Source organism: Cupriavidus phytohabitans (assembly GCF_000426345.1).
Lineage (GTDB): Bacteria > Pseudomonadota > Gammaproteobacteria > Burkholderiales > Burkholderiaceae > Cupriavidus.
Genome location: NZ_AUFE01000096.1, coordinates 1 through 14,259, shown reverse-complemented (window position 1 = coordinate 14,259; position 14,259 = coordinate 1). Strand labels below are relative to the sequence as shown.

Genomic DNA, 14,259 nt, shown 5'->3' with positions numbered 1-14,259 from the left:
GGCCAATGCGTCGGAAACCGCGCTGCGCGGCGGCGAGGTGGTGGGCCGCGTGGTGCAGACCATGGACGAGATCAACGATGCGTCGAGGAAGATCGTCGACATCATCGGCGTGATCGAAGGCATTGCCTTCCAGACCAACATCCTGGCGCTGAACGCCGCGGTGGAAGCCGCGCGCGCCGGCGAGCAGGGCCGCGGCTTTGCGGTGGTCGCGGGCGAGGTGCGCAGCCTGGCGCAGCGCAGCGCCAATGCGGCCAAGGAGATCAAGGGCCTGATCGGCGATACCGTCGAGCGTGTCGACAATGGCTCGGCGCTGGTGGGCCAGGCCGGCAAGACCATGGACGAGATCGTGCAGGCGGTGAAGCGCGTGACCGACATCATGGGCGAGATCTCAGCGGCCTCGGCCGAGCAGAGCTCGGGCATCGAGCAGGTCAACCAGGCCGTGGCGCAGATGGACGAGGTGACGCAGCAGAACGCGGCGTTGGTCGAGCAGGCCGCGGCCGCTGCCGGCGCGCTGGAAGAGCAGGCCGGCCGCCTGCAGGGCGCGGTGGCGATGTTCCGCCTGGCGGCGGGCGATGCGCAGGCATCGTTCTCGTTGCCGGCGTCCCAGTCGGCATCGGCCGCTGTGCCGGGCAAGGTGGCGGCGAAGGTGCGCACGCTGGCGGCCACGAGGCGCGCGGCGCCAGCCGTTACGGCGAGGGCAATGGCAGCAGCACCGGCAGCGGCATCCAGCGCAGCCGGCGCGCCGCACGCCGCCGAGCCGGCGCAGCCGGTTACCACCGCACGCACGCCGCGCCCCGCGCTGGCCGGCGCCGACAACGGCGACTGGAGCGCGTTCTGATCCACCGGCGCTTTCCACCGGAACCACGGGCCGCGGCGCGGCCCGGGATGGCAATGCTATGACGAGCGAGATCACCCTGGCCCTGCCGCCGGATGACGCGGCCAGGCTGCGCAAGGAATTCGACCAGTTCATCGGCGTCTCGACCGGCCTGGACCGCGAGTTCCTGCCGCCCGAGTTCAACGACTTCCTGCGCGCCAGGCTGCTGCAGCACGATGGCCCGCTGACCGAGCGCGCCGTGAACCGGCTGTTGTCCGGCGGCGAGTACGGCTGGGCCCGGCGCGTGTTCGACAAGCAGTTGCCCCACGCGCTGGCGGCGCTGATGCGCGACGCGCAGCGCTTCGGCTTTGGTCTCGCGGTGCAGCCGGACTGGACGGCGGCGCAACGCCTTGCGCATGCGCGCGAATGGGCCGCGAAGGTGCTGACCGAATGCGGGGCTGATGTCGCCTTCACCGAAGCGCTGGCGACCCAGGTCGCGGCCTCGGCCGAAGACGTGCGCGCGCTCGAGGAGCGCATGCGCACGCCGGCATGGCGGCTGGCTGAAAGCCTGCGCCAGCGCGCCTATGACCTGATGTACGCGCTGCAGACCGAAGCCAACGAGGCCACGGGCCGCGCCCGCGTCGGCGAGCTGCGCGGCATGCTGGGCCTGGCGCTCGAGTATGGCTCGGTGCAGCCGGAAGAAGCCGCGCGCGTGCTCGAGCAGGTGGAGCGGTCACGCCCCGCGTTGTTCCGCGACGCGCCCGACGATGTCTATGCGCGCCTCGCGGCGTGGCTGCGGCGAATGTTCGGCGGCTGAACGCGCGCGTGCCGGGCAGTGGATTTCGGACATGCCGTTTTCGGACAGGGCGGGGCAAGCCGCAGGCGCAAAGATCACTCCGCCCGCGTTTCGTCAATAGTGGAATCCAGCAGGCATCCGGACAGCAGTCTGGCGCGTTTGGTTGCTATGACGATTGCGTTACTGCGTTGATCGAAATCAAGTGACAGTTCCGTGAAATGTAACAAACTGCGCCGAGTCATGTATGTTTCGTACGACATTTGCATTCCCCCCCGCGTAAGTAGGGATTGGCATTGCGGGCAGATTGCCGATATAAACGTACCAGTCTCACTTACACTCTGTAACAGTTGTAACGGGGCTGATAACAGTGTGACACGGGCGCAGTTCCTTTAAGTCGTACGTTGTACCCGCCCAGCCGCAAGCAAACGATCTGGTCGCCGGAGCCCCTCGGGCCCGGTAAGCGCCGGACAAGCGGCAACGGTGGGTTTTTGGTAGCGGGGAAAAATTGGAAAGCAGTGAAGTTCTCCAGGAGATCAGGGAGGTTAACCTCGCCTATCTGCTGCTCGCGCAAAGACTGGTGCGCGAAAACCAGGTCGAAGCCATGTTCCGGCTCGGGGTCAGCAAGGAAATCGCGGATATCCTCGGCAAGCTGACTTCGGCGCAACTCGTCAAGCTCGCGGCATCCAACATGGTGCTGTGCAGGTTCCGCTTCGACGACCATGCGCTTCTGTCCACGCTCACCCACACGGCCAAGAGCCATGACATGCAGCAGATCCACGCCGCGATCCTGCTTGCTCGTCAGCCGGTGGAGTCACTCAATTGACCGCGCTGCTGAAGGCCGAGCCGAACCGGAGTTTCACGGCCACCTCCACAGCCACCCGCAAGAGCGTTCTCCAGGATGCCAACCAGACCCAGCTCGCCATCGAGCTGATCGGCCTGGGCGCGCGCCTGCAGGTGCTTGAAGCCGAGACCACGCTGTCGCGCGACCGGCTCATCCGCTTGTACAAGGAACTGCGCGGGGTCTCGCCTCCCAAGGGCATGCTGCCCTTCTCGACGGACTGGTTCACCACCTGGCTGCCGAATATCCACTCGTCGCTGTTCTTCTCTGCCTACCAGTTCATGGTGCGGGAAGGCGAGACCGTGGGCATCCGCGCCGTGGTGGCGGCCTATCGCCTGTACCTCGAGCACGTTTCGCTGCTCGGCGGTGAAATTGTCTTAAGTTTCACGCGTGCCTGGACGTTAGTACGGTTCTTCGAGAGCAATATGCTGCAGCTGTCCCGCTGCACGTGTTGCGGCGGACAGTTCGTCACCCACGCGTACGAGCCGCACGCGAACTTCGTGTGCAGCCTGTGCCGTCCGCCCTCGCGCGCAGGGAAAGTGAAAAAGCTCTCGAAAGACGCCGCCGCCGTGCAGACCAACGCCTGATCCTGGTTCAGGTCCGCCGGCCGGCAAGCTTGCAGCGCTGGCGGACGGACCACTCCCCGTTCGCCCGTGCGCGGGCCATTGTGCGTGACTGACGCGCGTTTTTTGACGGGGATCCCATCGTGCTAGTAGTTCTTGGCTATGTCGTCGTGGTTGTCGCGGTGCTTGGCGGTTACGCCATGACCGGCGGCCACATGGGCGCGCTATATCAACCGGCGGAATTCGTGATCATCGGCGGCGCCGCCTTCGGTGCCTTCATCGCCACCAACACCACCAAGGCCATCAAGGCCACCGCCCGCGCCCTGCCGGGCCTGTTCAAAGGCTCCAAGTACAAGAAGGAGCTGTACCTCGACGTCATGTCGCTGCTGTACGTGCTGCTGTCCAAGGCACGCCGCGAGGGCATCCTGTTCCTGGAAAAGGAAATCGCGGATCCCGCCTCCAGCAGCGTCTTCAGCCAGTACCCGCGCATCCTGTCGGATCCGGTGGTGATGGAATTCCTCACCGACTACCTGCGCATGATGGTCAACGGCAACATGAACGCCTTCGAGATCGAGGCCCTGATGGACCACGAGATCGAGACCTTCCGCCACGAGGCCGAGATCCCCGCCCATGCGCTGTCGCGCGTCGGCGATGCGCTGCCCGCCTTCGGCATCGTCGCCGCGGTGATGGGCGTGGTGCACGCGCTGGCTTCGGCCGACCTGCCGCCGGCGGAGCTGGGCGCGCTGATCGCGCACGCCATGGTCGGCACCTTCCTGGGCATCCTGCTGGCCTACGGCTTTATCTCGCCGCTGGCCGCGCGCATCGAGCTGCAGGTGTCCGAGAACGTCAAGGTCTACGAGTGCATCAAGGTGGTGCTGCTCGCCTCCCTGAACGGCTACGCCCCGCTGGTCGCGGTGGAATTCGGCCGCAAGGTGCTGTACTCCACGGTGCGGCCGTCGTTCCTCGAGCTCGACGACCACGTGCGCGAAGTCAAGAGCCTGAACTGAGCACGGCAAGGCAGGAGGCACCCCCATGAGCAGCGCACATGACATGCGTCCGATCATCGTCCGCCGGGCGAAATCGCACGCCAGGCCGCACGGCAACCACAGCTGGAAGATCGCGTACGCCGACTTCATGACGGCGATGATGGCGCTGTTCCTGGTGCTGTGGCTGCTGTCCAGCGCCAACAAGAAGACGCTGGAAGGCATCGCGGAGTATTTCCGCATGCCGCTCAAGGCGGCCATCGTCGGCGGCGAGAAAAGCAGCCAGTCGCCCAGCGTGATCCCGGGCGGCGGCATGGATGTCATGCGCAAGGACGGCGAGGTCATGCGCGCGCGCGACAACGACCCGAGCGAGGAACAGCGCCGCAACGAACTGCAGGAAGGGCAGCGCCTGCGCGCGCTCAAGCAGCGCCTGGAGCAGATCATCGAGAACAACCCGGTGCTGCGCCAGTTCCGCCCGCAGCTGCTGCTCGACATCACCAGCGAAGGCCTGCGCATCCAGATCCTCGATACGCAGAACCGGCCGATGTTCCGCACCGGCAGCGCCGCCGTTGAAAGCTATATGCGCACCATCCTGCGCGAGATCGGCCCGGTGCTGAACGAGCTGCCGAACAAGGTCAGCCTGTCCGGCCATACCGATGCGGCCAACTATTCCAACGGCGAGCGCACCTACAGCAACTGGGAGCTGTCCAGCGACCGCGCCAATGCATCGCGCCGCGAGCTGATCGCGGGCGGCATGCAGGAAGGCAAGGTGCTGCGCGTGCTGGGCCTGGCCGCGACCATGCCGCTGGACACGGGCGACCTGCTGGCGCCGGTGAACCGCCGCATCAGCATCGTGGTGCTCAACCAGAAGGCGCAGGCGCGCTTCGAGGCCGAGAACGCCAGCGCCGCCGAGGTCTCGGTGGCGGCGCAGGCCGGCAAGGCGGCGCAGGAGATGCAGGCCGGCCTGGCCGCGGCCTCCGCGCCGCAGGCTGCGCGTGCCTCGGCTCCGCACGGCAGCAAGCCATGACGCAGCAAACAATCAGGCGCGGCCGCACCGGCGGCGCCCGCGCCTAGCGCAGCAACCTAGTGAGTCAGGACGCCATGTCTGTCGATATCGATATCACACAGTTTTACCAGACCTTCTTCGAAGAAGCGGAAGAACTGCTCGTGGAAATGGAGCAGCTGCTGCTCGGCCTGGACATCGAGTCTCCCGATCCGGAGCATCTGAACGCGATCTTCCGGGCGGCGCATTCGATCAAGGGCGGAGCGGCCACCTTCGGGTTCGCGGCGCTGACCGAGACCACTCACATCTTCGAGAACCTGCTGGACCGTACGCGCCGGCAGGAACTGGCGTTGACCAGGACCATCATCGATACCTTTCTGGAAACCAAGGACGTGTTGCAAGACCAGCTCAACGCCTACCGCAACGGCACCGAACCCGATCCGGAAACACTGGCGCGCATCTGCGCCGTGCTGCAGCAGCTCGCGCAGGAAGCCGCCGGCCAGGCGGGCGCACCCGCGGCAGCGCCGGCCCCCGCGCCCGCTGCTGCTCCGGCCGCGGCTCCCGCTGCAGCGCCGGCTGCCGTAGCCGGCGGCGCGCTGAAGATCCGGCTGGTCAAGGTCTCCGCCAGGGACCAGGCGCTGCTGCGCGAAGAGCTCGCCAACCTCGGCGAGATCACCGGCCAGCAAGAGGTCAACGGCGAACTGGTGGTGTGGCTCAACACCCAGTGCAGCGCCGACGACATCATCGCGGTGTGCTGCTTCGTGATCGACATGGACCAGATCGTGATCGAGGCCGCGGCCGAGGCACCGGCCGCAGCACCGGCACCTGCGGCCGTGCCCGCGCCGCCTCCGGCGCCAGCCGCGGCCGCCCCGGCTGCTCCTGCTCCCGCCGCGCGCGAGAAGGAGAAGGAGAAAGAAAAGGCCAGGCCAGCCCCAGCCGCAGCGCACGGCGAAGGCTCGATCCGCGTCCCGACCGAAAAGGTCGACCAGATCATCAACCTGGTTGGCGAACTGGTGATTACCCAGTCGATGCTGGCGCAGACCGCGTCGTCGCTCGATCCAGTGCTGTTCGACCGCCTGTTCTCCGGCATGGGCCAGCTCGAGCGCAACGCGCGCGACCTGCAGGAAGCGGTGATGTCGATCCGCATGATGCCGATGGACTATGTGTTCTCGCGCTTCCCGCGCCTGGTGCGCGACCTCGCCAGCAAGCTCGGCAAGCAGATCGACCTGGTCACCTTCGGCAAGGCCACCGAGCTCGACAAGAGCCTGATCGAACGCATCATCGATCCGCTCACGCACCTGGTGCGCAACAGCCTCGACCACGGCATCGAGACCCCCGACAAGCGCGTCGCCGCCGGCAAGGAGCCGACCGGCCAGCTGGTGCTGTCCGCGCAGCACCACGGCGGCAACATCGTGATCGAGGTCAGCGACGACGGCGGCGGCCTGAACCGCGAGCGCATCCTGGCCAAGGCAATCCAGAACGGCCTGCCGGTATCCGAGAACATCAGCGACGAGGAAGTCTGGCAGCTGATCTTCGCGCCGGGCTTCTCCACCGCCGAAGTCGTCACAGACGTCTCGGGCCGCGGCGTGGGCATGGACGTGGTCAAGCGCAACATCCAGGAGATGGGCGGCCATGTGCAGATCAGCTCGCGCCCGGGCCTGGGCACCACCATCCGCATCGTGCTGCCGCTGACGCTGGCGATCCTGGACGGCATGTCGGTCAAGGTCGGCGAAGAGACTTTCATCCTGCCGCTGAACTGCGTGATGGAATCGCTGCAGCCCAAGGCCGAGGATGTGCACACCGCCGCCAACTCCGACCGCGTCATGCACGTGCGCGGCGAATACCTGCCGCTGCTGGAAATGCATCGTGTCTTCAACGTTGCCGACGCGCTGCAGGAGCCGACGCAGGGCATTGCCGTGATCCTGCAGGCCGAGGGCAAACGCTTCGCGCTGCTGGTGGACCAGCTGATCGGCCAGCACCAGGTGGTGCTGAAGAACCTGGAAACCAACTACCGCAAGGTGCCGTGCATCTCGGCGGCGACCATTCTCGGCGACGGCAGCGTGGCGCTGATCGTCGATGTCGGCGCGCTGCAGCGCACCGGCGTGCGCCGGCAGGAGCCGGCGCTGGCTTCGTCGTTGGCTTCGTCGTTCGCCTGACCAACCGACCCACTACAGGAAGAGAAAACACATCATGGCCGGCATCGGACACATCGATACCCCCGGAAGCGACGCTTCGGGCCAGGAGTTCCTGGTCTTCACGCTGGGCTCGGAGGAATACGGCATCGACATCCTCAAGGTGCAGGAGATCCGCAGCTACGAGACCGTCACGCGCATCTCGAGCGCGCCAGATTTCATCAAGGGCGTGACCAACCTGCGCGGCGTGATCGTGCCGATCGTCGACCTGCGCCTGAAGTTCCGCCTGGGCAACGTGCGCTACGACCACCAGACCGTGGTCATCATCCTCAACGTGGCCGGCCGCGTGGTCGGCATCGTGGTGGATGGCGTGTCGGACGTGCTGACGCTGACCGGCGAGGCGATCAAGCCGGCGCCGGAGTTCGGCGTGTCGATCTCGACCGAGCACCTGACCGGCCTGGGCACCGTCGACGGGCGCATGCTGGTGCTGATCGATATCGAGAAGCTGATGACCAGCCCCGAGATGGCACTGGTCGAGGCCGAGCTGGCCTGACGCACGCGCCGCCGCAACCTGTAACGCCACGCCAGCCATGACGCCGTTCCGCACTGCCGCCAGCCTCCAGGGCCTGGCGGGCGCAGTCTCCGCGCGGGCCGCCAACACGCGGCGCGACGAGATGCGCGACTTCCTGCTGACCGAGCGCGACTTCGAGAAGATCCGCGCGCTGATCCACAAGCGCGCGGGCATTTCGCTGGGCAGCCACAAGCGCGAAATGGTCTACAGCCGCCTGGCGCGCCGCCTGCGCACGCTGCAGCTGGCCGACTTTGCCTCGTACCTGGCGATCCTGGAAGCGGACGACCGCTCGCCCGAGTGGGAGTTCTTCACCAACTCGCTGACGACCAACCTGACTTCGTTCTTCCGCGAATCGCACCATTTCCCGCTGCTGGCCGAGCATGCAAAGAAGATCGGCCGCCCGTACAGCGTGTGGTGCTCCGCGGCGTCCACCGGCGAAGAACCGTACTCGATCGCCATCACGCTGGCCGAGGCACTGGGCGACCGCGCCGCCACCGTGCTGGCCACCGATATCGACACGCAGGTGCTGGCCAAGGCCCGCAGCGGCGTGTATTCGGCCGACCAGGTCGCGCGGCTGTCGCCCGAACGGCTCAAGCGCTTCTTCCTGAAGGGCACCGGCCCGCGCACGGGCTCGGTCAAGGTCAAGCCCGAGCTGGCCGCCACCATCACGTTCGATCCGCTCAACCTGCTCGCGCCCGATTGGGGTATCCGCGAGCAGTTCGATGCGATCTTCTGCCGCAACGTGATGATCTATTTCGACAAGCCGACGCAGGGCCGCATCCTGGAGCGCTTCGTGCCGCTGCTCAAGCCGCACGGCCTGCTCTTCGCCGGCCACTCGGAGAACTTCTCCTACGTCACGCGCGCGTTCCAGCTGCGCGGGCAGACTGTCTACGAACTGGCGCCCGATGCCGCCAGGGCGGGAAGGCCCTGATGCGCACGCCCTACCTGCCCGAGGCGCTGGCCACGCGCACCTACTTCGACCGCGAGTTCGGCAAGCAGGCAGTCAAGCTGCTGCCCAACGAGTACTACGTGACGCGCGAGGACGTGGTGCTGACCACCGTGCTGGGTTCGTGCGTGGCCGCGTGCATCCGCGACGAGGTCGCCGGCGTCGGCGGCATGAACCACTTCATGCTGCCCGACGACGAAGGTGGCAACAGCGGCGCCAGCGGCAGCGCCGACCGCATGCTGTCGCCGTCGATGCGCTACGGCAGCTACGCGCTCGAAGTGCTGATCAACGAGCTGCTCAAGATGGGCGCGCGGCGCGAGCGGCTGGAGGCCAAGGTCTTCGGCGGCGGCGCGGTGCTGGCCAACATGACCACGCTGAACATCGGCGACCGCAACGCGGATTTCGTGCTGCGCTACCTCAAGGCCGAAGAGATCCGCGTCGCGGCGCAGGACCTGCGCGGCCCGCATGCGCGCCGCGTCAGCTATTTCCCGATCGGCGGGCTGGCGCTGGTGCGCCGCCTGACGCGGCAGGACGACGCGGTCTCGGTGGCGCGCGACGAGCGCGCGCTGGCACGGGCCATCGCCACCTCGGCCAGAGCCCCGGCGCGCGCGCCGGAGCGCGCCCCCGAACTGTTTGCGCGGCAGTCTTCCACGCGCCAGCTTCCCTGACCCAACCGAGCACGAATTCCTATGACTGCCGCCAAGATCAAGGTGCTCTGCGTGGACGATTCCGCGCTGATCCGCAGCCTGATGACGGAGATCATCAACAGCCAGCCCGACATGGAAGTGGTTGGCACCGCGCCCGACCCGCTGGTGGCGCGCGACCTGATCAAGCGCCTGAACCCGGACGTGCTGACGCTGGACGTCGAAATGCCGCGCATGGACGGCCTCGATTTTCTGGAGCGCCTGATGCGGCTGCGGCCGATGCCGGTGCTGATGGTGTCGTCGCTGACCGAGCGCGGTTCGGAAATCACCATGCGCGCGCTGGAACTGGGCGCGGTGGATTTCGTTACCAAGCCCAAGCTCGGCATCCGCGACGGGCTGCTGGAATACACCGATACCATTGCCGACAAGCTGCGCGCCGCAGCGCGCGCGCGCGTGCGCGCGGCGGCGCAGCCGGCCCCGGGCGCCAGTGCTCCCGCGCCGATACTGCGCAGCCCGCTGCTGTCGACGGAGAAGCTGATCATCCTGGGCGCCTCCACCGGCGGCACCGAGGCGATCAAGGAATTCCTGATGCCGCTGCCGCCCGACAGCCCCGCGGTCATGATCGTGCAGCATATGCCGGCCGGCTTTACGCGCTCGTTCGCGCAGCGCCTGGACGGGCTGTGCCGCATCACCGTGAAGGAAGCCGAGCACGGCGAACGCGTGCTGCCTGGCCATGCGTACATCGCGCCGGGCGACTCGCACCTGCGCCTGGCGCGCAGCGGCGCCAACTATGTCGCGCACCTGTCGCAGGAAGCGCCGGTCAACCGGCACCGGCCCTCGGTCGACGTGCTGTTCGATTCGGCCGCCGAGCATGGCGGCAAGAACGCGATCGGCGTGATCCTGACCGGCATGGGCAAGGACGGCGCGCGCGGCATGCTGCGCATGCGCGAGGCCGGTGCCTATAACCTGGCGCAGGACGAGCACACCTGCATCGTGTTTGGCATGCCGAAGGAGGCGATCGCCACCGGCGGCGTGCATGAAATCGTGCCCTTGCCGGCGATGACCCAGCGCGTGATGGCGCGCCTGGCCACGTACGGCACGCGCGCGCAACGGGTCTGAACGGACCCGGAAACCTCAACAAGCCCAGACAACAAGCTGAAACAACAAGCTGGACCGACTAGCCAACACTGCATTTACCTGGAGCCCTCAAAGTGGACAAGAGCATCAAGATCCTGGTCGTGGACGATTTCCCGACCATGCGCCGGATCATCCGCAACCTGCTCAAGGAGCTGGGATTCGTCAACGTCGAGGAAGCCGAGGACGGCGCCGCCGGCCTCGAGAAGGCCAGGGACGGCAGCTTCCAGTTCGTGATCTCGGACTGGAACATGCCCAACATGGACGGCCTGTCGATGCTGCAGGCGATCCGCGCCGACGCGAATATCGGCAAGATGCCGGTGCTGATGGTGACGGCCGAGGCCAAGAAGGAAAACATCATCGCCGCGGCCCAGGCCGGCGCCAACGGCTACGTGGTCAAGCCGTTCACCGCAGCCACGCTGGACGAGAAGATCACCAAGATCTTCGAGAAGCTCGGCGGTTGATCCAGAGGAGCCCTTTGCCATGACTCCGACGCTGAGCAACGATTCGGCCGAGCAACTGATCCTGCGCATCGGCAACCTGACGCGGATGCTGCGCGACAATATGCGCGAGCTCGGCCTGGATAAAGAGATCGAGCGCGCCGCGCAGGCCATTCCCGATGCGCGCGACCGCCTCAACTACATCGCGGCGATGACCGAGCAGGCCGCCGAGCGCACGCTGAACGCGGTCGAACTGGCGCAGCCGATCCAGTCCGACATCGAGCGGCAGGCCGAGACCCTGGACAAGCGCTGGGGTGCGTGGTTCGAGCAGCCGGTGGAGCTGGCCGACGCCCGCTCGCTGGTGCTCGACACGCGCGCTTTCCTGTCCAAGGTGCCAGGCCAGGCCCGCGCCACCAATAGCCACTTGCTTGACATCATGATGGCGCAGGACTTCCAGGACCTGACCGGGCAGGTGATCAAGAAGATGATGGACATGATCCGCACGCTGGAGCAGGAGTTGCTGCAGGTGCTGATCGACAATGTCCCGTCCGAACGCCGCGTGGAAGCGCATGCGCCGTCGACGCTGATGAACGGGCCGCAGGTGAATCCGGAGGGCAAGGCCGACGTGGTGTCAGACCAGTCGCAGGTGGATGATCTGCTGGCGAGTTTGGGGTTCTGACGTTTTGGTTGGCGCGCTTTTTAAGAGTTTGCCCATACTCGCGCTTGCTGCTCATACTGGGTTCGTCGCTGCGCTTGCGGCGACCGGGTTTAGCAGCCCGGATGAATAAGCCGAACGACCGCCCTTCGGCGGTATCCTTACGTTCGCCGTGCCTTTGCACGCCCCTTCCATGGGCGGGCCCTGGCAGGGGAGCCTCCGGGCTCGCCGGCTTTCGCCTATTCTCCGGTCTGCTAACCCTGCCTTGCGCCCGCCCACCCCCATCAGTACCCGGGGAGCGGGACTGAACCTGTATGAAAAGGGGGGTATCGATTTGATCTTCGGTCAGACGTCGACGGTCTGCGGGGGACCTGAGGCTGGGGGCAGTTCCTGGTTCATCGTGGGATCGCGGGGGCTGGTGTTTTCCCTAATTCTAAAGGGCAAGGTGGCCGGTAGCGGGGCTATAGCGGTAAGGCGCGCCGGGTCGCGTGGCGGGCCTTACGTCAAGGTGCACTCCTGGCGTCGTTCCGCTATATACCGAAGCGCGCCTGTTTGAGTATCCGATCAATGCCCCAGCGAAGGTTGGTCCAAAGGCGATACGAATAGCCCGGATCCTCGCCGCCCCTGTCACTGATGAGATGGTCCAGGAGCGTGCCGACCGGAACAAACCAGCCACCCCTGCTGGCCAGGAACTCGATCCCTTGCCGGAAGGTCTCGTCGAGGACGCCGTGTTTGACAAAGCCATAGGCGAAGTGCGTATAGACGATGCACACGCCGCCGGTGGCTTCGAGCTGTTCCACGTTCTTCCTGGTGATCAGCGAGTTGAAGACCCTGACGTCGTGGCCGTCGGAAGAACTGAACCAGTATTTGACTAGTGGCTTGGACTTGATGTGGTATGGCATCCGCCGGTCCATGCGCAGCGTGTCGATCTGGTTGACAGTCAAGTTCCTGACATAGGTGATCCTGTCTCGGCAGAGGTCGCCCCAGTAGTGGCTGCCCGCCGGGTCGTCACCCCCGACCAGCGAACCGGCCCTGCGCCTGACGCGGCTGGCCAACTGGTACAGCAGGTTGAAGGGAAACTCGAACCGCTTGCTCCACCAGTAGAGATTGTCGGGGTTGGAGACATGGTTGGTATGCACCTTCGGGTAGCAGCCGAAAGTTTCCCTGAATATCTCCAGCCCAGCGGCAATTTCCTCGCGCGAGAATGAGCCGTCGCCGATGTTGTGCAGCCCAATCTCAAAACCCTTGCGTGACAACTCGATCAGCCAGTCGCGATAGTCTGCGTCGGCCAGCGACTGTCCGGCACACTTGCCGCGCGACGGATAGACCCAGGTTGACTTGGTGGTCCTCAGCCCGCAACGGTCGAGCAGGTCATAGACCGGCTTGGTGTTGGCGACGGTCGACAGATCCGTGTCGTCGAAGATGGTAAAGGCGAATTTCTTTCCATTCGGGAACGAAACCATGACTTGAACCTGAAAAAGTGATCTCCTGAGATGGCTGCCAGCAGATGATGCAGCAAGCCATTTTTCAGGAAGGCTTCATTGAATGATGCCAAGTCGCCCGAAGCGGAAACGCAAATACCTGAGGTTGTGCTGGCCAGGCGATCGTTCGTTCGACGACTTAGCAGGTCTTGGCTGGGCCGCTGCCGTACGGCTGGCCTCGGCCGGCGATCTCGGTCGCAATACCGGCGGCGTGTAGTGGCTTGCACATCGCGGCGCCGCTGTCTGCGATCAGACCTGTGTCCCTCCGTCAGAGGGCGCGCGGCGGACGAAGGATGCGATTGGGGATGAGACTTGGCGTAGCGCCAGCAAAAAAAGGCGGGGTGAGTTGGCCCTGAGAGGTCAGGCCCAGGTTATTACTTGACAGTATTGCGCTAAGCTCTGTGTGCTCGTCGACGTCCAGTTCATGGAGAAACGAGGCATCGCGGCCGCCATATTGCATGCTTCCGTCTTCGCCATAATGAAGAGAAATATATTCCGGCGTTTGTTCCGCTTGTTCCGTTTGCTCCAGCACCTGGTCGTGCGCGTACGTGACGTGCCAGGGCCCTGCAGAAGCTACCTGCAGCGGCAAGAGCAGCACGAGAATAAAGATGACAATGCGGGGCATGCAGAGCATTCTAGGCGGCAGTCGCAAGCGCTGCGGCCCAGTTTGGTCGGTAGCGCACCATGGGAATGGCGAGGCCCTCTATCAGCATGCGACTCAACCCAGGATGCCTGACGGCCGACCAAAACCACCTCGGTCTGCTTCCCATATTCTCGATGCGCAGGAGGGCTCCCACCTCATCGTCAACCTTGTTCAGGACGGGTCACTGGCTTGCTTCAAGCCACCCGCCAGTCGACGGCTTCTCCACTTTCCCCTAAAGTCCCCCAACCCGCCCGCCGTTAACCCATCCCCTTATACGGAAGTAGGACCGTCTCCGCAGCGAGGCATGGAGCCTGAGGCCCTGGGAATTTCGAGGTAAGGGGGTTGTTAACTTCGCCAGACTCGCGTTTACTCTCAGATTTTCGTGCAGCAATGAGCAACGAGTCGGGGGCATGGGTGGACGAGGAATTCGAGAGTCTGGATCTTGGTGATCCGCGGCGGGATCGGCGCGCCAAGGAGCTGCTCAAGCGGTTTGCGGCTTTGCCGACGGCGAGCATCCCCGGCGCATGCGATGACTGGTCGCAAACCATCGCGGCATATCGGTTTCTCGGCAACGAGCAGATCGATTGGCGGGACGTGATGCAGCCCCATTGGGAGC

At 65.4% G+C, this 14,259-nt stretch carries 16 protein-coding genes and 1 pseudogene; 14 read left to right on the top strand and 3 right to left on the bottom strand.

Going from position 1 to position 14,259, the window contains the following annotated elements; translation table 11 throughout:
- From K309_RS0131305 to cheZ, 13 genes are all read left to right on the top strand, one after another.
- Positions 1 to 838 (top strand): methyl-accepting chemotaxis protein (locus tag K309_RS0131305; RefSeq protein ID WP_029049992.1); only part of this gene is annotated, 838 nt, incomplete at its 5' end.
- Between the two features lie 58 nt (positions 839 to 896).
- Positions 897 to 1,631 carry a DUF4088 family protein gene (locus tag K309_RS0131300; protein WP_029049991.1) on the top strand — a complete coding sequence of 245 codons (735 nt, stop codon included), beginning with the start codon at positions 897 to 899 and terminating at the stop codon, positions 1,629 to 1,631.
- A 484-nt stretch (positions 1,632 to 2,115) separates the two neighbouring features.
- Complete coding sequence (gene flhD, locus K309_RS0131295; RefSeq protein ID WP_022537455.1) at positions 2,116 to 2,433, top strand: flagellar transcriptional regulator FlhD; 318 nt, start codon at positions 2,116 to 2,118, stop codon at positions 2,431 to 2,433.
- Positions 2,430 to 3,035: a flagellar transcriptional regulator FlhC gene (gene flhC / locus K309_RS0131290; protein WP_029049990.1), complete on the top strand. Its 606-nt coding sequence runs from the start codon at positions 2,430 to 2,432 to the stop codon at positions 3,033 to 3,035. Before flhD ends, flhC begins: the two co-directional genes overlap by 4 nt.
- Positions 3,036 to 3,154: 119 nt before the next feature.
- Positions 3,155 to 4,018 (top strand): flagellar motor stator protein MotA, encoded by an 864-nt coding sequence (motA, locus tag K309_RS0131285; RefSeq protein ID WP_029049989.1) that lies wholly within the window; start codon positions 3,155 to 3,157, stop codon positions 4,016 to 4,018.
- Positions 4,019 to 4,043: 25 nt separating this feature from the next.
- Entirely contained in the window at positions 4,044 to 5,021 is a 978-nt protein-coding gene (motB, locus tag K309_RS0131280) for a flagellar motor protein MotB (RefSeq protein WP_029049988.1), read from the top strand.
- A 74-nt stretch (positions 5,022 to 5,095) separates the two neighbouring features.
- Positions 5,096 to 7,153, top strand: a complete 2,058-nt coding sequence (gene cheA, locus K309_RS0131275; protein ID WP_035878658.1) for a chemotaxis protein CheA — start codon at positions 5,096 to 5,098, stop codon at positions 7,151 to 7,153.
- Positions 7,154 to 7,187: 34 nt separating this feature from the next.
- A complete protein-coding gene (locus tag K309_RS0131270; protein WP_029049986.1) occupies positions 7,188 to 7,682 on the top strand; it encodes a chemotaxis protein CheW in 495 nt (164 codons plus the stop codon).
- A 37-nt stretch (positions 7,683 to 7,719) separates the two neighbouring features.
- Entirely contained in the window at positions 7,720 to 8,631 is a 912-nt protein-coding gene (locus K309_RS0131265; protein ID WP_029049985.1) for a CheR family methyltransferase, read from the top strand.
- The gene (cheD, locus tag K309_RS0131260) at positions 8,631 to 9,314 is read left to right on the top strand and encodes a chemoreceptor glutamine deamidase CheD (protein WP_029049984.1); all 684 of its coding nucleotides are present in this window, start codon (positions 8,631 to 8,633) and stop codon (positions 9,312 to 9,314) included. Before K309_RS0131265 ends, cheD begins: the two co-directional genes overlap by 1 nt.
- Before the next feature lie 21 nt (positions 9,315 to 9,335).
- Complete coding sequence (locus K309_RS0131255; protein ID WP_029049983.1) at positions 9,336 to 10,409, top strand: protein-glutamate methylesterase/protein-glutamine glutaminase; 1,074 nt, start codon at positions 9,336 to 9,338, stop codon at positions 10,407 to 10,409.
- Positions 10,410 to 10,501: 92 nt separating this feature from the next.
- A complete protein-coding gene (gene cheY, locus K309_RS0131250; protein WP_029049982.1) occupies positions 10,502 to 10,888 on the top strand; it encodes a chemotaxis response regulator CheY in 387 nt (128 codons plus the stop codon).
- 19 nt (positions 10,889 to 10,907) lie between these two features.
- Complete coding sequence (gene cheZ / locus K309_RS0131245) at positions 10,908 to 11,543, top strand: protein phosphatase CheZ (protein ID WP_029049981.1); 636 nt, start codon at positions 10,908 to 10,910, stop codon at positions 11,541 to 11,543.
- Between the two features lie 506 nt (positions 11,544 to 12,049).
- Here the strand turns inward: cheZ and K309_RS0131240 are convergent.
- The 3 genes and pseudogenes from K309_RS0131240 to K309_RS0131235 all read right to left on the bottom strand — a co-directional run bounded on the left by K309_RS0131240 (position 12,050) and on the right by K309_RS0131235 (position 13,625).
- Positions 12,050 to 12,982: a hypothetical protein gene (locus K309_RS0131240; protein ID WP_029049980.1), complete on the bottom strand. Its 933-nt coding sequence runs from the start codon at positions 12,980 to 12,982 to the stop codon at positions 12,050 to 12,052.
- Positions 12,983 to 13,004: 22 nt separating this feature from the next.
- Positions 13,005 to 13,223: pseudogene (locus tag K309_RS43370) on the bottom strand (IS5/IS1182 family transposase); the annotation flags it as partial.
- A gap of 45 nt (positions 13,224 to 13,268) precedes the next feature.
- Positions 13,269 to 13,625 carry a hypothetical protein gene (locus K309_RS0131235; protein ID WP_156914508.1) on the bottom strand — a complete coding sequence of 119 codons (357 nt, stop codon included), beginning with the start codon at positions 13,623 to 13,625 and terminating at the stop codon, positions 13,269 to 13,271.
- Positions 13,626 to 14,033: 408 nt separating this feature from the next.
- Between K309_RS0131235 and K309_RS38080 the strand changes: the two genes are divergently transcribed.
- Positions 14,034 to 14,259 (top strand): IS4/Tn5 family transposase DNA-binding protein (locus K309_RS38080; protein WP_035878657.1); only part of this gene is annotated, 226 nt, incomplete at its 3' end.